Here is a 20083-nt window from a genome sequence, read left to right as displayed (position 1 = left end):
ATGAATACGATAGTTATGTGGTCTACATTATATAAAAAGCAAAAGATTTGGGCGGTACTCATTACTTGTATGCTTCTTCTTGGAAGCTGTCAAAAACAGCTCGATACCAACCCATTGGATAAATTTTCCAATGACGTTTTCTGGAATAGTGAAAATGATGTTTTATTGGCGCTCACCGGCTTGTATAGGGGAGAAATTCAAATGAATAGTTTAGCCGAATTCAGCCCGACAGATTGGTGGTCTTATCATGGACTACTGTATTTGGAATTTGCGTCTGACAACGCCTACGACAGACGAGGAGACAACTCCGCTTTCAATAAACTGTCTGATGGCACCCTTACCTCTAGTATCGATATACTGGGCAACTATTGGAATCTCTCTTATAGAAGAATAGCGCGAGCCAATTTTTTTCTGGAAAATGTAGATAAAGCCCCTTTAGAGGAAGATAAACTTAATCGTTTTAAAGCGGAAGCCCGGTTTATTCGCGCGTGTCAGTATTTTTATCTGTCCCAATATTGGGGAAGTGTGCCTTTAGTAACAACTACCTTGACGTTGGAGGAAGCGAATACGGTGGATAAAGCTAGCAAACAGGCTGTAGTGGATTTTGTCTTGACTGAATTAGCAGAGATTTCAGAACAGTTACCTGGTTATGCCGCATTGCCCGCATCAGAAAGAGGTAGGACGAACAAACAGACAGCGTTGGCTTTTATGGGGCGGCTTCAGCTTGCAGAACGTCAGTTTGAAGATGCTGTGAAAACATACGAGACAATCATATCAGCCAATGAAAATATTATCGATGCTGACTATACAAGCCTTTTTGACGGCAGCAATGAAAGTAGTAAGGAAATTTTATTTGCTACCCAATATTTAGTGGACTTAGCGGGCAATGGTATGCTGCAACATAACTATCCGCGAGGTGCGGGTGGATGGCATCTGCATTGTCCGTTGGGCGATCTCGTAGAAGCATACGCATTCAACGACGGTACACCGTTTAGCTACAACAGTTCGAGATATGATCCACAGGATTTAACGAAAGATCGTGATCCGAGATTAGCGTATTCCATATTGACCAATGGAGACACATTTAAGGGAATGGAATACATTACACACCCGGATATGACTTTATCGGAAGATCAACTCACCACAACTAAACAAGCTACCCGGACAGGTTACGGGCTACGTAAATTCAATGATGAAAATTTCAGCGGTAATCTCCAAAACTCGGGCATAGACGTGCCTATTATCCGCTATGCAGAAGTTTTGCTAAGCTATTTGGAAGCGAAATTGGAAAATGGAGACGCCATAGATCGGGCTTTGTTAGATCAGACGATCAATGCCGTGCGTGGAAGAACATCGGTGGATATGCCGCCTATTATCGAAACAAATCCGACTATATTGCGAGAGATTCTACGAAATGAAAGAAGGATAGAACTTGCTTTTGAGGGACTTCGTTATTGGGATCTTTTGCGTTGGGATATCGCGAAGGATGTGCTTAAAGGAGATTTTTATGGTGCTCCCTACCCAGGGGCAAGAAATTTGCGTGTGAAAGGAAATAATCCACGGGATAGCCATGAGCGTTGGTATGTGACATCCAAAAATTTCAGAGAAACAACAGATCGCTATTGGCCCATTCCACAAAAGGAAATCGACATTAATCCAAAATTAAAGTAAGATACAGTAAATTTGATATGATGAAAAAAAGGCGATTATTTCTTTACTTGGTTAGCATAGCAATGACATTTAATCAAATAATCGTCGGTTTTTCCAATGCACAGGAAAAGTGCCCAAACGTTATATTGATCTTGGTCGATGATCTTGGATATAAAGATGCGGGGTTCATGGGAGGTGTGCATTATGATACGCCCTATTTAGATGAGATGGCAAAAAAATCTCATGTTTACTATCAAGCTTATGCGGCCGCCTCCAATTGTGCGCCGAGTAGGGCGTCTTTGCTCACGGGCTTGCATACGCCGAGACACGGCATCTATACGGTGGGTTCTTCTGCAAGAGGACATGCTGCCGATCGGAAGATTATTCCTGTTGAAAATAAGCAAAATCTGGATAATCATTTCTTAACGCTTCCGGAATTGCTGAAAGAGGAAGGCTACGCAACAGCTTCCATAGGTAAATGGCATATTGGACAAGACCCTCGATCGCAAGGTTTTGATTATAATTTTGGGGGAAATCACAAAGGGCATAACCAACATTTTTCTCCCTATCAGAATAATGCGATACCGGATAGATCAGACGGAGAGTATTTGACGGATCGTCTGACGGATGAAGCATTGCGATATCTCGATAATCGTCCAAGTGATCAGCCATTTTTTTTATATTGGTCTTTCTTTGCCGTGCATACGCCTATCCAGGCGCCCGGTAGCCTAGTTGAGAAATATAATAATAAAGAGGGTACAGGAAGGAAGGCATATGGAACGTATGCTGCCATGATAGCATCTCTCGATGAAAATATCGGAAGATTAGTACGCTATTTGGATCGTGAAAAGATCGCAGATAACACGCTCATCATATTTTGTTCAGATAATGGCGGTATTAGCGCCATCTCTCCACAAACGCCGCTTAGAGGAGGGAAAGGCACTTATTTTGAGGGAGGAATACGTATACCTTTTATGGTATACTGGCCTGAAAAAATCGCGGCGTATAGCGATAGCGCTTCCGTCATTAGTCATTTGGATGTTTTTCCAACGATAAAAGAAATGATCGGAAACAAGCGGACCAACACCTTAGATGGTGTTTCTCTATGGAGTAACCTTGTCCATAAACAACCTGTTGGATCGTCATTGTTTTGGCATTTTCCGGTTTATCTTGAAGCGTATGATCCGGTATTTGATCAAGCAGTGGATCCCAGATTCAGAACCCGGCCGGGAAGTGTAATACGAGAGGGAAAATGGAAATTACATTATTATTATGAGAACCAAGACGTTCTTTTATTTGATCTTGAACGGGATGTGGCAGAGCAGCATAACTTGTCTGCTCAATATCCACAAAAAGCAGATGAACTAAAGGGGAAATTGTCGGATTGGCTGTCTCAAATGAAAGCACCGATTCCGAAAGAACATAATCCGGAATATATAAAACCGAGAGATGAAGAATCAAAAGAAATGAAAGTAACAACTAAAATTAAATAGAACATTCAGATATGCTTAAAAGAAAATTATTCCTTTATTTGACGAGTATAGGCTTTGTATTTAGCCAACATATATTTGTATCCTATACGCAAACACGACCGGAAAAACCAAATGTCGTCTTCATTTATGTTGATGATTTAGGATACGGTGACCTCAGTAGCTATGGGGCTACGAAGATCAAAACACCAAATGTGGATCGATTAGCGGCGCAGGGGACACGTTTTACAAACGCACATAGTACGTCCGCCACTTGTACCCCGTCCCGTTTTGCGCTGATGACAGGTGTATATCCATGGAGACAGCAGGGTACCGGGATTTTGCCGGGCGATGCTAAACTCATTGTTCCAACGGACAAAACAACGCTGCCCAAAGTTTTTAAAAACGCAGGATATAAAACGGCGGTTGTAGGTAAATGGCATTTGGGATTAGGGACACAGGTAGAGAAAAACTGGAACGGGGATATCAAGCCCGGCCCTAATGAAGTAGGATTTGATTATTCCTTTATTTTTCCGGCAACAGCGGATCGAGTGCCCACCGTTTTTTTGGAGAACCATCGTGTTTTGGGACTGGATGATGCAGACCCGATTCAAGTAGATTATGAGAAAAAAGTAGGTAATGACCCAACGGGGAAGGAGAACCCGGAATTGTTAAAGATGCAGTCGTCCCCCGGACAGGGCCATAACAACACGATTGTTAACGGCATTGGGCGTATCGGATTTATGTCCGGAGGCCATATGGCCAGATGGGTCGATGAAGAGGTAACGGGAACGTTTTTGTCTGTCGCGCAACAATTTATTAAAGACAATAAGGATAATCCGTTTTTTCTTTTCTTCTCGCTGAATGAACCCCATGTGCCTCGTATGCCATCTACTTTTTTTAGAGGGAAAAGCGGATTGGGGTATCGGGGAGATGCTATTCTGCAATTGGATTGGACTGTAGGTCAAATCCTGGATCAATTGGAACTTCTGGGAATATCGGATAATACCATTGTCATCTTCAGCAGTGACAACGGTCCTGTTCTTGATGACGGTTATGTGGATGGGGCGGTTACACAATTAAATGGACATACACCGGCAGGACCATTGCGTGGCGGTAAGTATAGTATCTTCGAAGCAGGGACACGTGTTCCTTTCTTAGTCAGTGGTGCGGGTGTTGCTAAAAATAAAGTATCAGACGCGCTGTTTTCCCAAATCGATATATTGGCATCGGCGGCACAATTACTCGGCATGTCTACTCCTCCGGAGGCAATGGATAGTGAGGCTTTAGCCACAACTTTACTAGGACATAACGAACAGGGGCGTGAATATTTTATAGAACATGCTGGCACATTGGCAGTAGTCAAGGGACAATGGAAATACATTGCACCGAGCAATGGCCCGGCCTATGCGAAGTTGACGGATACAGAACTTGGCAATAGCCCAGAACCTCAATTATATGATCTGAGCAAAGACATCGGTGAAAAAGACAATCTCGCTAAGAAGTATCCGGAGAAGGTTAAAGAGCTAGAAGAAATACTGCGTAGCGAGAGAAATAAAAAGACTCGATAAATGTCATACATAAGAATTTATATGGTATTGGTATTATCCCTTGTTATGAAACAAGGGGTATTTGCCCAGTCGATAGGACGAGAGAACAAACCGAATATTGTCGTTTTTTTTGTAGATGATTTGGGTTGGCAGGATATGTCCGAACCTTTTCACACGACGAAGACAGCGATTAATAAACGTTTCCGAACACCCCATATCGAAGAGCTGGCGAAAGTATCCACTAAATTTACAAACGCTTATGCATCTTCAGTCTGCACACCATCGCGCGTGAGTTTTTTGACAGGACTGAATGCAGCACATCATCGCGTTACTAATTGGACTAATCCGAGACAGGATCGGCCGACAGATGCAAAAGATGAATTTTTGGATGTTCCGGATTGGAATTATAACGGGCTGAGTCCAATATCTAATATTCCCCATACTGTTCATGCGACTGTTCTTCCTCAGCTATTGAAAGACAACGGATATTATACAATCCATATTGGGAAGGCTCATTGGGCCTCAGCGGGCACACCGGGTGCAGACCCGTTAAACTTAGGTTTTATGGTAAACATAGGAGGGCATTCGGCAGGAAGTCCCCGGAGCTATTATGGCAAAGAAAATTTTGGTAACACCACAGAGCAGACAAACATTCAAGCAGTACCACATCTAAACGCCTATCACGGCAGTACTATTTTTCTTACGGAAGCGCTAACGCTAGAAGCGCGCAAAGCGTTGGAAGGCCCAATTGCCAATAAGAAGCCGTTTTTCCTGCATTTTTCGAATTATGCAGTGCATACTCCAATACAAGCAGATCCACGCTTTGTTCAAAAATATATCGACGACGGATTATCTGAAGTAGAGGCCGCTTATGCTTCTTTGGTGGAAGGAATGGATAAAAGCATAGGCGATATAGTGGATTTTTTGAAAGAACAGGGGATCTACGATAACACTGTTATCGTATTTGTCAGTGATAACGGTGGGTTAAGTTTAAGTCCACCACGTGGAGGTGAAAGACATACCCAAAATTTACCCTTACGTGCAGGAAAGGGTTCTCTTTACGAAGGAGGAATAAGAGTACCATTGCTTATCAAAGATGTGGAAGAGCAAAAGAGAAAGAATAATGATACGCCGGTTATGATGGAAGATTTGTTTCCTACTATTTTAGAAATAACCGGTGTAGATAATAAGTTATTGTTGAATAGTATAGATGGTCATAGTATACTTCCGCTATTGAAAGGTAGGGTGGACAAATCATGGAAAGAACGTCCTCTTGTTTGGCATTATCCCAATAAATGGATACCAGATGATGGACCGGGCATAAACTTCTTTACGGCGATGCGAAAAGGTGATTTTAAGTTGTTGTATAACATGAAAAACGGTGCTGTTGAACTCTATAATCTCAAAAATGATATAGGTGAAAAGAACAATCTTGCTTTAAAACAACGACAAAAAACAAAAGAATTAAGCGACCTTTTAACGGAACGGCTTAAAATATGGAAAGCTCAAATGCCCATCAATAAGAATACGAATACAAGAATACCTTACCCCAATGAGATATATTAGCATAAGATATATATTCCTTCTAGGAAGCGCTCTGGTTAACCTGTTATGCCATCACGTGATAGCACAAGGTAATAAGCTAAAACCGAATATTATTCTTATTTATGCTGACGATTTGGGTATTATGGAGATTGAACCATACGGGCAGGAAAAAATCCGTACACCGCATTTAACGAGGTTGGCTAAAGAGGGAATGCGATTCACCAACCATTATACGGGCTCTCCTGTATGTGCTCCCGCAAGAGGTATGCTGATGACGGGAAAACATAGCGGTCAGACCTATATTCGAGGGAACTATGCATTGGGAGGGAATACAGATAGTTTAGAAGCGGGACAGATGCCCCTTCCCGAGGGGACGTTTACGATCGCTCACATGTTTCAACGCATGGGATATAAAACAGGAGCTATAGGAAAATGGGGATTGGGTATGCACAATGGCTCCGGAAGCCCTAATAGGCAAGGTTTTGATTATTTTTTCGGATATCTGGACCAGAGACAGGCACATAACTATTATCCAAGTCATCTATGGGAAAATGACCAACGTTATTCCTTGAATAATCTAGAAAAGATTGTCCATCAACCCTTGGATTCTACCGCTGTCCAAGATAAAGATTTTGATTTTTTTAAAGGGAATGATTATGCCCCCGAGCTAATGACCGAGAAAGCCTTAGGTTTTATAAATGAAAATAAAGACGAGCCGTTTTTTCTCTACCTTCCTTATACGATTCCGCACGTTTCTTTGCAGGTGCCGGACAAATATGTGGAAAAATATCAAGATAAATTCAACGATACACCTTACTATGGGCAAGATGGCTATGCTGCTCATCGTTACCCACGTGCTGCATATGCTGCGATGATTACCTATCTGGATGAACAAATAGGTAAAGTGATGGAGGAGGTTAAAGAATTAGGATTAGATGATAATACGCTTATCTTATTTTCCAGCGATAATGGAACAGCTTTTAACGGAGGAGTAGATTATGCCTTTTTTAATAGTGTCGGTAACTATCGAGGTTTAAAGATGGACGTTTTTGAAGGAGGAATCCGCGTACCGTTCATAGCAAGATGGCCGGATAAGATTGCGGCTAGTACGGTTTCAGATCATGTTTCCGCACAATATGATTTGTTGGCTACTTTAGGTGAGCTGGTAGGATATTCTATAACCAATACGAATGGGATTTCTTTTTTGCCAACATTGCTGCAAAGAGGAAAACAGAAAGAACATGAGTTTTTGTACTTTGAATATCCCGAAAAAGGAGGACAATTGGCTGTCCGCATGCAACAATGGAAAGGTGTAAAGCTGAATTTAAAGAAAGATCCTCATGCTCGTTGGATGTTATTTAACTTGCATGAAGATCCGTATGAAGAACATGATGTGGCGATTAAACATCCTGATATTTTAATGCGATTAGATGAAATCGTGAAATGGGAACACTGGCCGGCTCATATTGTCGAATGGGAGATTATTGATAATAAATCGGATAGAAGATAACATGATCCCTAAGGAATAATAATTACACCAACCCCTTTCGGTATTCCGTGGGGGTAATCCCTTTAAAATTTCTAAAATGCCGATAGAAATTGGAAGTGTTTTCAAAACCACTCTCTATGGCGATATGTTGCATGGTGAGGTCGGAGTCTATAATAAGCCTACAAGCGTGATTCAAGCGAACCTCGGTTAGAAAATCAAAATAGGACTTGTTAGTAATCATCTTGAAGTAGCGACAGAAGGATGTGGTGCTTAAATTGCATAATATGGCCACATCTTCTATGGATATCTTTTCCCTAAAATTAGTTAACGTATGGGAGAATACCTTATCCATGCGGCTTTCATCAATCTTGTTCAGTTTGCTATAGGCAAAGCTGCTGGACAGTGTTTCGTATTCTTCACTGGTAGCAAGTACACGGAATATCGCAAAAAGATAAATCAGCTTTTCCAGACCACGAGTGTATTCCATTGCTGCCATTAATTCCTTAATTCGCTCTTTCGTGTCCCCATGGATAATCAAGCCGTTTTTAGATAGCTGGAGCAGTTTTAAAATTTCCTGTGTCTCGGAAACGCTTAAAAACTCCTTGCCAAAACATTCTGGATGGAAATGCAGCACGAGCGCTTCCACATGGTTTTCTCCCTGTTTTATTTCGTTGCACTTCCAGGTATGGGGGAGATTAGAACCCAGTAAAACCATGTCGTCTTCGCGAAAATGGTCGATATGGTCACCAATAAACCGTACGCCTTCTCCTTTAATAAGATAATGTAATTCTATTTCGGGATGGTAATGCCATATCGTACCAAAATGGGGCAATATATCATGCCTTATACTGAAGGCATTGTTGAAGGGCTTTGGAACCTGGTGAAACTTCGCTTTCATCTGTATTATCTATAAATGGTGTCATCTAATTTAGCTAAAGTCTCCATTTTCTGCAAAAATGTGATAAAATGTTGGATACTTTGGAAAAATTACGCCATGAAATGGCTGGTTTTCCCATGCATCTTTGTAATACCAAATATAGATCACATGACAACAACGAATAACAATCAAGCGTATTTAGTGTGTAGCGGAGACTTAAGACCTTCAGCAAATATCAAGTGTTGGCCCATGCAACAGCAAATGGAAGAAAAACTCGATATCGCCTTGCAAAAGCTAGGATGGACGATCAAACGGGCGCATACATACGATGAAGAAAAAGGGCATGGTTTTATTGACTATCAGCATGTGGGGATTAAAATCTTTAGAGAGATTGATAAAAGAGCCCCGCTTATTGTCGCTGAAAGTGTATGGCAGTATAGCCATCATGTTCTGGCAGGATTGATTTCCCACGAGGGACCAATTCTGATTGTTGCCAATTGGGATGGTACCTATCCTGGATTAGTCGGTGCACTGAATCTGACAGGCTCGCTTACAAAAGCGAATGTGCAATATAGTTTTCTATGGAGTAAGGATTTCACGGATAATTTTTTCATTGACAAACTTCAAGAGTGGTTGAACACAGGTGCAGTGGAACATGACTATACGCATGTAAAGGCTTTTGAGGCTGCATCGATGAAGGCTGCAGACCGTGAATTGGCAGCGGGATTCGCAAGAAGTATACAAGATGAGAAGGTGGTTATGGGTGTCTTTGACGAAGGTTGTATGGGGATGTTCAATGCTATTGTACCCGACGCACTGATTCATCAATTGGGTATTTTCAAGGAACGACTCAGCCAGTCGACGTTATATGCGAAGATGTTGACGGTATCAGATGAAGAAGCGCATGCTGTTTTGGATTGGTTGCTGAAAAAAGGAATGAAGTTCAGTTGGGGTACAGATCCTGTTAACGAACTGACCAAAGAGCAGACGCTGGAACAGTGCAAAATGTACATTGCGGCTCTTCGTTTGGCGGATGAATTTGGATGTGATACCATTGGTATACAATACCAACAAGGTCTGAAAGATTTGGTGGCGGCGAGCGATTTGGTAGAAGGCCTGCTAAACAATACGGAACGACCTCCTGTTTATGATGAAAAGGGAAAAGAATTATATCCGGCCGAGGCTTTACCGCATTTCAATGAAGTAGACGAATGTGCGGGTATCGACGGGTATGTCACCTATCATCTGTGGAGACAGTTAGGGCTGAACGGCGATAATACGCTTCATGACTTACGTTATGGCGAAAACTTCGTCGTGGATGGAAAAGAAGAATTTGTCTGGGTATTCCTGATATCTGGAGCAGTGCCTGCTTCCCATTTTGTTGATGGGTATGCAAATGCGAGTAGCATGCGCCAACCACCCATGTTCTTTAAAAAAGGAGGAGGAACACTCCGTGGCGTCAGTCGTCCAGGCAAAATAGTGTGGAGCAGAATATATATGGAGCAAGATGAATTATGGTGTGATATCGGTACAGGACGCGCTGTAGAGTTGCCAAAAGAGGAAACAGAAAGACGATGGGCACTCACTGATCCGCAATGGCCGATTATGCACGGGGTGTTGGATGGTGTGAGTAGAGATCAGATGATGGCCAAGCACAAAGCCAATCATATACAAGTCGCCTATGTTGACGGTGATTTTGAGGTGAGGCGAGCAGCAGAAATTAAAGCGGCGACATTGCAGGCACTGGGAATTAAGGTGAATTTTTGCGGTATTTAATTTATGTTCTTTTCCCCGTGAAAAGAACCAAAACCTCGTCGCTTCGGATGTTTTACATTTGGGATAGTACTAAGGATGAGATTGTACAGTTGTAAAACATCCGGATGCGACATCAAAAGTTAAGGGGGGATAGTGCAGTGCGTAAATAAAAAATTAGACGATGAATAATAATTTGGTTATAGGAATGGATTTTGGTACCGATTCCGCGAGAGGAATACTAGCAAACCCACATACTGGAGAAATTCTCTCTAAATCTGTTTCTTATTTCAAGCGCTGGGAGCAAGGTTTGTATTGTGATCCTGCAAAAGATCAATATCGTCAACATCCTTTAGATTACATAGAATCTATCGATGAAGTTTTTACGGAACTTTTAGCGAATCTTACCGGAGATGACCGTAAGCGTATCACCGCCATAGGAACCAATACCACAGGCTCTACACCAGTAGCAGTGGATAAAAGTGGCAAACCTTTGCCTTTGCAAGAAGAATTTCAAGATAATCCCCACGCGATGTTTATCCTGTGGAAAGACCATACTGCGGTGAGGGAAGCGGAGGAAATCAATGCGTTGGCAAAGAAATGGCCAGTTGATTTTACGGCATACAGCGGGGGGATTTATTCTTCCGAGTGGTTTTGGTCTAAAATATTGTACACGAATCGTCGCAATAAACGGGTACTCGAATGCGCGTATAGCTGGATGGAACAATCTGACTGGATTCCGGCTTATCTGGCAGGTGCTGATCGGTTGGAGAATGTTAAACGAAACCGCTGTGCCGCGGGCCATAAAGCGATGTGGGCAGAAGAGCATGGCGGGCTTCCATCTGCTGAATTTCTTTGCTCTTTAGATCCTACTTTTTATCATCTGGTGAATAAAATGTATCGGGAGACGTTTACCTCTAACGAGGTGTTAGGGAGCATTTCTCCGTATTTTGTGAACAAGTTTGGATTTTCCGAGGATACCTTAATTGCGGTGGGAGGAATTGATGCACACCATGGTGCGGTGGGTGCCGGAATTAAACCATCCACGTTTGTCAAGGTAATCGGTACTTCTACTTGTGATATGTATACCTTGCCCAAACAAGCGGATATTCCATTAATACAGGGAATCTGCGGTCAAGTGGATGGTTCCATCGTACCCGGTACGGTAGGTTTTGAAGCAGGACAGTCTGCTTTTGGCGATATATACCATTGGTTCAAAAAATTATTATTGGAACCAACGGTATCTGTTTTGGCGGATACCTTGTCAAGAGAACAAAAGAACCTTTTGAACGAGAAACTGTTGAGCCACCTTTCGCAGTCTGCGGAGCTGCTTCCGTTAACAGAAAACGATTTGATTTTCACCGATTATCATAACGGAAGACGTACCCCCGACGCAGATTTTACGGTGCTGGCTTCTGCACATGGGTTTAGCTTATCCACAACGGCAGCTCATATCTTCAAAGCATTGGTAGAAGCTACTGCTTTCGGTTCCAAAGCTATTATGGAACGTTTCAAAGAAAGTAATACGCCGATTGAGCGAGTGTTGGCGACAGGAGGAGTCGCGACGAGATCCCCCTACGTCATACAGGTTCTGGCAGATATATTGAATATGCCGATAGATGTTGTGGATAACGATCAAACATGTGCATTAGGAGCGGTTATTTTTGCGTCGGTGGCTGCAGGGATCTACCCGGATGTTGTTGAAGCACAGAAACAACTCGCTGCAGATGTGGTCCGTACCTTTTCGCCTATACCCAAACAGGTGGCGATTTACGAACAGCGATATCGGAAATATCAAGTCTTAACCAAAACCAATCTTTTCGTATCATGACAAACCTACCCCTATTTGATTTAAGCATTATTCTAATCTATTTGGTTGGAATGGTTTTGGTCGGTGTATATTTCTCTCGACGCAATACGTCGGCCGATGAATTTACCAGAGCGGCCGGTCGAATCCCTGGATGGGCAATCGGTATTTCCATCTATGCTACTTTTTTGAGTTCCAATACCTTTTTGGGTGTTCCAGGCAAGGCTTATGGAGGTAATTGGAATGCTTTTGTATTTAGTTTGTCCATGCCGCTCGCTGCTTGGTTGGCTACGAAGTATTTTGTCCCTTTTTATAGAAGTACGGGTGAGGTATCAGCGTATACCAACTTGGAAAAGCGATTTGGCACCTGGGCCAGGACATACGCAGTTGTATGTTTCTTATTGACACAATTGGCTCGGATAGGTTCGATTTTTTTCGGTATATCCTTAACTCTACAGGCATTGACGGGATTCGGATTGGTGACTATCATGGTCGTAACAGGGATCTGTATTGTGATCTATACTGTGATGGGAGGAATAGAAGCCGTCATATGGACCGAGGTCGTACAGGGTGTCCTCAAAACGTTAGGTGCTATTATTATCATCTTTTTGGTCGTACGTGAAATACCGGGTGGTTTGCCGGAGATTATTTCTGTGGCGACAAAGAACGATAAGTTTAGTTTAGGGACTTTCAATTTTGATTTTGTTTCCTCCAGTTTTTGGGTGGTATTGTTGTACGGATTCTTTATGAACCTAAACAATTTTGGGATGGATCAAAATTATGTGCAACGTTATCATACAGCCACCTCACCAAAGGAAGCTAATAAGTCGGTATGGCTTTGTGTATGGATTTACGTGCCCGTTTCTTTATTGTTCTTCATTATCGGAACCTGCCTTTTTGTGTACTATCAACAGCATCCGGAATTAATTGAAGGTTTGAAATTACAGGCGGCTGCGGAACGTCTTGGCATGCCAGAATCTGCCTCGGAAGTAGCGGCATTGGCACAGCAGATGTCAACCGAAGATTATGGTGACAAGGTTATGCCCCATTTTATGGTCAATATGATACCGACAGGTCTATTAGGGCTGATTGTTTCCGCCATCCTATCGGCTGCGATGAGTACGATAAGTTCTGGAATGAATGCTTCTGCCACCGTATTCACGGAGGATATATACAAGCGCTATATCAACCAACAGAGTACAGAGCGCAAGAGTCTAAAAGTGTTATATACGGCAACGGTATTGGTGGGCGTATTAGGCATGTGCTGCGGTATCGCGATGATTGGTGTGAAGAGTTTATTGGATATCTGGTGGACATTGTCCGGAATTTTCGCAGGAGGCATGTTAGGACTTTTCTTATTGGGCATCATCTCGAAAAAGGCTACAAACCGGGCGGCTATTATTGGTGTAACGGTTGGTGTGCTGACTATTCTGTGGATGTCGTTGTCTTACCTGATGCCTGCTAACCTGGATCACCTTAAATATCCGTTACATGCGAATATGATTATTGTTATTGGCACCCTGACCATCTGTTTGGTGGGGATGCTGGTGACAAAATGGAGTGGAAGTGAAAAGACATATTAATATTTTAAAATGAATAATAATAAAAAATTTGTACCGGTCATGTTAATGCCGTTTAAAGAAGATTTGTCCATTGATTATGATGTGTTGGGACAGCTAGTTGATTTTTATCTGGAGAGCGGAGCAAGAGGGCTTTTTGCCAACTGCCAGTCCAGTGAGATGTATCATTTATCGGTAGAAGAAATGGTGGAATCGGTACGTTATATCGTGCAGCGTGTTGACGGACGTGTTCCTATTGTGGCAACAGGTTCTTTTGGTGACACCATAGCGGAACAAGCGGAAAATGTAAAGAAGATATACGAAACGGGCGTTTCGGCAATTATCCTGATTACTGGTCTGTTAGCTAAAGAAGAGGATTCGGAAGAAGTGTTTCGAAGCAATGTACTTCGATTATTAGACTTGACGGGAAACATTCCGGTTGGATTTTATGAGTGCCCGATGCCTTATAAACGTATTATATCCCCTGCGTTGTTAGGAGAACTGGTGGAGACGGGGCGGGTAAAGTATCATAAAGATACCTGTCTGGACATCGTCAGCGTTCGTCAGAAAATAGCAGCTACCGAAGCAGAGCCTACCTTTGGGTTGTACGATGCCTATATGGTACATGCGGTAGAATCGTTAAAAGCCGGATCTGCTGGCCTGTCTTGTATTCAAGGGAACTATTTTCCGGAGCTTGTGGTATGGCTATGCGACAACTACGCGAATCAGGGAAAGCAAGCAGACGTAGCCAAAGTACAGGAGTTTTTTACAAACAATATGGATGTGATGCATGATACTTATCCGGCCAGTGCAAAATACATCCTGGAACAACGGGGGCTGGATATAGGATTGGCTTGTAGAAATGGAAGTGTACTGCCGAATGAGGACACAAAGAAACAATTGGATTTGTTGCGACAGGATTTTGTGAATTTATCTAATGAGATAAATTTGGCAGTTAAGTAGGGGTTTGTCTGACGAAGAAAAGGTGAAAAAATTTTTATTTCTTGATCAAAACGGATACATTTATTTTTGTTATAAACTTATATTCTATTGAATGCATCAGTTACAGATAAAGAACTTTTTGATTTGCTGAAAACCGGCGACCAATCGGCATTAGAACAAATCTATAACAGATACCATGCTGTGTTGTACAGCCATGCATATCGCCGATTGCCAGATAGGGAGGAGGTAAGGGATATCGTGCATGAGCTGTTCATCTATCTTTGGAAGAACAGAGATACACTAACCATTACCTCCAGCTTATCCGCTTATTTGTATACGGCTGTTCGTAGCCGGGTACTCAACGTTTTTCGAAACAAGAAAGTCCAGGATGTATATATGCAATCTTTACAAGGTTTTATGGACTCGGGACAAGAGCTTGTGGAAGAAAAGATACGGGAAAAGGAATTGATTCAACTTGTAGAGCAGGAAGTTGCCTCACTACCCCCACAAATGCGCCTGATTTTTGAAATGAGTCGGTTTCAGGAAAAATCCCATAAGGAAATAGCAGACGAATTGGAGATAAGTCCCCAAACTGTCCGCACCCAAGTTAGAAATGCACTTCGAATACTAAGAGTGAAATTGGGAACGAGTATTTTTATGTTGTTTTTTTAAAACCTTATACCCCCTCTCCCGTATTTCCGTGTCTTACCTATAAACAGCAATAGTTTTAACCAGGCATAAACTTCAATGAAACGAGCGGAAGAACTAATAGAGAAGTATAATTCGGGTACAGCCACGCCGAAAGAAAAAGCGATTGTGGAGAGCTGGTACCTTAAATACAAAACACCCCCATCTGATCTGAAACCTGCGGATTTGCTTGAAGAACACAGACTGGGTTTGGAGAAACTTCAACAAGCCTTACGAGAAAAGAAAGTCATAAAATTTAAGTTGCCTATTTCCATTGCCGCATGTTTGCTGTTATTTCTGGGAATAGGTTGGTTTGTGATGAACTCGGAAGAGAAGATGAACGAGGAGCAATTTGTGTCAAATTTTTTGCCTGAGACCAATGCTGTTATCCTGACATTGGCGGATGGTAAGAAGGTGACAATATCAGAGAATAATATCGGAGAAATTGTGACCGAAGACCATTTCAGCATAAGCCAAACGGTAGATGGACAGCTTGTGTACACGGTTATCGATGATGGAAATGAAAAGGTATCAGTAAGCGATGCCTATAACACTATTGAAACCCCAAAAGGCCACCAATATAAACTTATATTGCCCGATGGTAGCCATGTTTTCCTTAGTTCGGCCTCTCAATTACGTTATCCTGTCCGTTTTTCAGAAAAAGAAAGACGGGTAGAACTCATCGGACAAGCGCATTTTGAAATCGTTCCTGCTTATTCGACTCCAAAAACATCCAGTTCATCTCGGTCCAATGGAATACCCTTTGTCGTAAAAGCAGGAAATCAGGAAGTGGAGGTGCTTGGTACACAGTTTAGTGTAAATGCTTATGAGGATGATGACATCATCGAAACGGCATTGATAGAAGGCGCCGTAAAGGTGTCTATTGCAGGAACAGGCAATGAAGTATTACTGAAGCCCGGACAAAAGGCGATAAATGGTGAACAAGGAGCTAAATTGAGGGTAGAAGAGTTTGATGTGGCCGATTTGAAGGCTTGGAAAGAAGGGTACTTTATTTTCAATAATGAAAATATAAAAGACATTATGAAGAAACTTGCTAGATGGTACGGTTTCGAGGTGGAATACATGGGGAATATGACCGATGTTGCGTTTCAGGGGAACTATCTACGGACGCGGGATGTAAAGCATTTATTAAAGACCATGGAAATGGCAAATAGTCTACAATTTGAGATTATAGATAAAAACAATGAAAGGAGGATCATAGTGAAGAGAAAGAATCAAGAGTAAATCTAACATAAACCTTAATGAAGAACAGAAGTGTTGCGAGCACTCCTGTTCCCATACTAGCAAATGCTTAGAAAGGATCAATTAACAAAGAGTCAATAACGTCAAAAAATCCTAATTCAAATGTATAAAAAAACAACCGTATGGCAATGCGGTCTACCACATTGTATTCTAAAAAAACTAATCATTATGAAGCTTAGCTTTATTCTTTTGATAGTGACTTTTTTTCAGGCAAATGCAATGACATTTGCTCAAAAGGTAAGTATAAAAGTAACAAAAACCCCTCTTAATACCGTGTTTTATGAGCTTTCCAAGCAGACGGGCTATAATTTCGTTGCAGACGCTCATCTGTCGAAAAAGGTTCGTGCAGTATCTTTGGATCTACATGATGTGGCTCTCAAAGATGCCATTGAAAAGTGTTTTGCCGGAATCGCCGTCGCCGTCGTGCTTAATGAGGAGCATAAGACGGTGTTCATTAAAGAAATACCGAGAGCGAAAACAGAAAATCAGCTAACGGCAATAAAAGAAGTGCAACAGCACGTGGTTTCGGGTACGGTACGCTCTCCGGATAATCAGCCTATGCAGGGCGTGAGTGTCGGGGTCAGAAATAGATTAACCAGTACCTCTACGGATGCACAAGGAATTTACAACATATCTGTCAATCCAGGGGATACACTTTCTTATACTTTTGTTGGCTATACGGCTCAATCGCAACCAGTGCGCAACCGGAATCGCATAGATGTAGTTTTGCAACCTATGGAAGAAGCTATCGACGATGTGGTGGTCATTGGATATGGTACAGCTAAGCGAAGTGATATTACGGGAGCCGTTAGCAGTTTAGGGGAGGAAGATTTTAACAAAGGAGTTAATACCTCGCCTGAACAACTATTGGCAGGTAAGGTAGCGGGGGTTCAAGTTGTTCAAAGCAGTGGTGAGCCAGGAGGAGGAATTTCTGTAAACGTAAGGGGAACAGGTTCCATCAACGCCGGCAATTCTCCATTATATGTTGTCGATGGATTCCCTATTGATAACTCTGTGACCGTAAGCGGTACGGGTGCTAACTTTACAGGAATGCGATCTGCTAGAAACCCATTAAATGCAATTAATCCCAATGATATCGCCTCGATTGAAGTCTTAAAAGACGCTTCTGCAACAGCAATTTATGGATCGAGAGGAGCAAATGGAGTTGTTTTGATTACGACTAAGAGAGGAAAATCAGATGGTTTAAAAGTGGATTATGATGTTTATTACGGTGTTCAAAATATACAGCGTGATATCAATATCTTAAATACCGAACAATACCGTGATGCAATTAACGGAATTATTGATGCAGGTGGTGGTACCCCCGAGCAACGAGTTGAAAATACCGGGAATTCGACTGACTGGCTAGGTTTGATGTACCATAAAAATGCTCCAGTTCAGAACCATAACCTATCGTTCTCGGGGGGTAACGAACGTACAAAATATCATACTTCTCTCAACTATTATGGTCAAGATGGGCTATTGATTAATTCAGACAATAAGCGTTACAGTGCACGGCTAAATTTAGAGCATACAGCGTCCTACTTTAAGTTTGGAGCCAACATGACGAGCTCCTATATAAAGGATAACTATGTGGCGAACGGTATGGATTTAAATGAGCGTGCCGGTATTATCTATGCGGCAATTGCCTATAACCCTACTCTTCCTGTGTACGATGCTAACGGGGGATATATGCTCTCCCCTGATATGAATATTGATAACCCTTTAGCCATTGCGAACGGTAAGACTTCTCAGTCTAACCTATACAGAACGCTTGGAACTGTGTATGGCGAGATTAATTTTTTGAATGATTTTACTGCAAAATTGAATATCGGTGCTGATATTTCGAACCAAAGAAGAGATACATATATCGATCGGCAGACGATTGAAGGGCGGTCTAACGAAGGTATTGCAAGCATCTTAGAAGGCTCGCGTACCAGTTATTTGAGTGAGTTTACGGTAGGGTATAAAAAGAAAATGGATATACATGATTTGGATGTGATCTTGGGAGTTACAGGTCAACAATTCAATTACCTATCATCTTCTTCTCAAGGTAGTGGATTTTCTTCTGATGCAACTAAGACCGATAACATGGGTTTGGCCGATCCGACTAAATTTATCGTAGGAAGTTCGCGCACTAGAAATAGCCTATTGTCTTATTTAGGTAGAGCCAATTATAATTTAATGGATAAATACTTGTTGACGGCTTCTTTACGGATTGATGGATCGTCCCGCTTTGGAGAAAATAATCGTTTTGGTATTTTCCCATCGTTTGCATTCGGCTGGAAACTAGATCAAGAGGAGTTCATCCAAAACATGGATATATTTAATACACTTAAGCTAAGGAGTAGCTGGGGACGAACCGGAAACCAAGAAATAGGTAACTATCAATCGATGTCTACCTATGCTACCGGACAGAAAGCTGTTATTGGAGAAGTTCAAGTAAGTACAACAACACCCAGCCGGATAGCAAACCCAGATTTGAAATGGGAAACATCGGAACAACTGAATTTTGGATTGGACTTCGGATTCTCGCAAAATCGTATATCTGGTAGTATCGATTGGTTTTACAAAGATACCAAAGATATGTTGTTGAACTTGGCGGTACCAAGGACAACAGGATTTTCGACAATGATGACAAATGTCGGAGCCGTGAGGAATAAAGGCGTGGAACTGATGCTGAACTCGCAGAATACGACAGGAGCTGTATTATGGGAAAGCACGCTGAATTTTGCTTGGTTGCAGAACGAGGTAAGAGACCTCGGATCCAATACAATTATTTATTCGGGTTCTGCAGGTGGTGTATCCAATATCTCTATTATTGAGGTAGGACTACCAATGTATTCTTTCTTTGGCTACCAAATCGATGGTATATGGCAAGCTACAGATGATTTTTCAGTAACTAACGATCCGGTTGGTCCGGGTGATTTCAAATATCGAGATATCAATGGTGACGGTGTTGTTAATGCAGACGATCGCGTTGTATTGGGAAATTCTTTTCCAAAATATACCGCTTCTCTAACAAATAATATCGATTATAAGAACTTTAACTTGAATATTTTTATGGATGGTGTGTTTGGAGTAGATATGTTGAACAATAACTTAGTTGATACGTATTTTCCGGCTAACCTGAAAAGAAATCGATTGGCGGAACCTATGCTGAATAGGTGGACGGAAGATAACCCTTCGACGGTCTACCCTTCTTTTGTTAACCCGAACGGGCAAGGAAAGAAAGAAGTGAACTCTTATACAGTAGAGGATGCTAGTTTTATCCGTCTAAATACAGTGAAGCTTGGGTATACATTTTCGCTAACAAATACGAGATATGTGAAAGGGGTAAATCTCTTTTTGGTGGGACAGAATCTCGCTATGATTACAAAATATACAGGCTACGATCCGTCAATAAATCCAAATGGTAGTGGTGCTCGTATTGATTGGAACGCTTATCCTACTGCCCGTACGTTTATGTTTGGTGTCAATTTAAGTCTATAGT

General features: G+C 42.0%; 13 protein-coding genes. 12 read left to right on the top strand and 1 reads right to left on the bottom strand.

All coding sequences use genetic code 11. The features are described 5' to 3' along the window. Genes H8B21_RS05100 through H8B21_RS05080 form a run of 5 tightly spaced genes read left to right on the top strand, consistent with a single transcriptional unit; the run spans position 1 to position 7724 of the window. Positions 1-1671 (top strand): RagB/SusD family nutrient uptake outer membrane protein, encoded by a 1671-nt coding sequence (locus tag H8B21_RS05100; RefSeq protein WP_223814845.1) that lies wholly within the window; start codon positions 1-3, stop codon positions 1669-1671. 17 nt (positions 1672-1688) lie between these two features. Next, the gene (locus H8B21_RS05095) at positions 1689-3143 is read left to right on the top strand and encodes a sulfatase (RefSeq protein WP_223814844.1); all 1455 of its coding nucleotides are present in this window, start codon (positions 1689-1691) and stop codon (positions 3141-3143) included. An 11-nt stretch (positions 3144-3154) separates the two neighbouring features. Then, positions 3155-4690, top strand: a complete 1536-nt coding sequence (locus H8B21_RS05090; RefSeq protein ID WP_190312671.1) for a sulfatase family protein — start codon at positions 3155-3157, stop codon at positions 4688-4690. Then, entirely contained in the window at positions 4691-6235 is a 1545-nt protein-coding gene (locus H8B21_RS05085; RefSeq protein ID WP_190312670.1) for a sulfatase, read from the top strand. Next, a complete protein-coding gene (locus H8B21_RS05080; protein WP_190312669.1) occupies positions 6222-7724 on the top strand; it encodes an arylsulfatase in 1503 nt (500 codons plus the stop codon). Before H8B21_RS05085 ends, H8B21_RS05080 begins: the two co-directional genes overlap by 14 nt. Before the next feature lie 22 nt (positions 7725-7746). Here H8B21_RS05080 and H8B21_RS05075 read toward each other — a convergent pair whose 3' ends face one another. Next, a complete protein-coding gene (locus H8B21_RS05075) occupies positions 7747-8601 on the bottom strand; it encodes an AraC family transcriptional regulator (protein ID WP_190312668.1) in 855 nt (284 codons plus the stop codon). A gap of 147 nt (positions 8602-8748) precedes the next feature. On the opposite strand from H8B21_RS05075, the gene H8B21_RS05070 reads away from it, so the two are divergent. The 7 genes from H8B21_RS05070 to H8B21_RS05040 all read left to right on the top strand — a co-directional run bounded on the left by H8B21_RS05070 (position 8749) and on the right by H8B21_RS05040 (position 20082). Beyond that, positions 8749-10356 (top strand): fucose isomerase, encoded by a 1608-nt coding sequence (locus tag H8B21_RS05070; RefSeq protein WP_190312667.1) that lies wholly within the window; start codon positions 8749-8751, stop codon positions 10354-10356. A 160-nt stretch (positions 10357-10516) separates the two neighbouring features. Continuing rightward, positions 10517-12163: a ribulokinase gene (locus H8B21_RS05065; RefSeq protein ID WP_190312666.1), complete on the top strand. Its 1647-nt coding sequence runs from the start codon at positions 10517-10519 to the stop codon at positions 12161-12163. Next, the gene (locus H8B21_RS05060; RefSeq protein WP_190312665.1) at positions 12160-13722 is read left to right on the top strand and encodes a sodium:solute symporter; all 1563 of its coding nucleotides are present in this window, start codon (positions 12160-12162) and stop codon (positions 13720-13722) included. The genes H8B21_RS05065 and H8B21_RS05060 overlap by 4 nt, the downstream gene beginning before the upstream one ends. Before the next feature lie 9 nt (positions 13723-13731). Continuing rightward, positions 13732-14661 (top strand): dihydrodipicolinate synthase family protein, encoded by a 930-nt coding sequence (locus H8B21_RS05055; RefSeq protein WP_190312664.1) that lies wholly within the window; start codon positions 13732-13734, stop codon positions 14659-14661. 87 nt (positions 14662-14748) lie between these two features. Beyond that, complete coding sequence (locus tag H8B21_RS05050; RefSeq protein ID WP_223814843.1) at positions 14749-15312, top strand: RNA polymerase sigma-70 factor; 564 nt, start codon at positions 14749-14751, stop codon at positions 15310-15312. A gap of 75 nt (positions 15313-15387) precedes the next feature. After that, the gene (locus tag H8B21_RS05045; RefSeq protein WP_190312663.1) at positions 15388-16572 is read left to right on the top strand and encodes a FecR family protein; all 1185 of its coding nucleotides are present in this window, start codon (positions 15388-15390) and stop codon (positions 16570-16572) included. A gap of 186 nt (positions 16573-16758) precedes the next feature. Beyond that, positions 16759-20082, top strand: a complete 3324-nt coding sequence (locus H8B21_RS05040) for a SusC/RagA family TonB-linked outer membrane protein (protein WP_223814842.1) — start codon at positions 16759-16761, stop codon at positions 20080-20082. Position 20083 lies beyond the last annotated feature (1 nt).

This window comes from Sphingobacterium chuzhouense (assembly GCF_014692525.1).
In the GTDB taxonomy this organism is placed as follows: domain Bacteria; phylum Bacteroidota; class Bacteroidia; order Sphingobacteriales; family Sphingobacteriaceae; genus Sphingobacterium; species Sphingobacterium chuzhouense.
The sequence above is the reverse complement of the archived record's forward strand: the minus strand, read 5'-3'. Positions and strand labels throughout refer to the sequence as shown.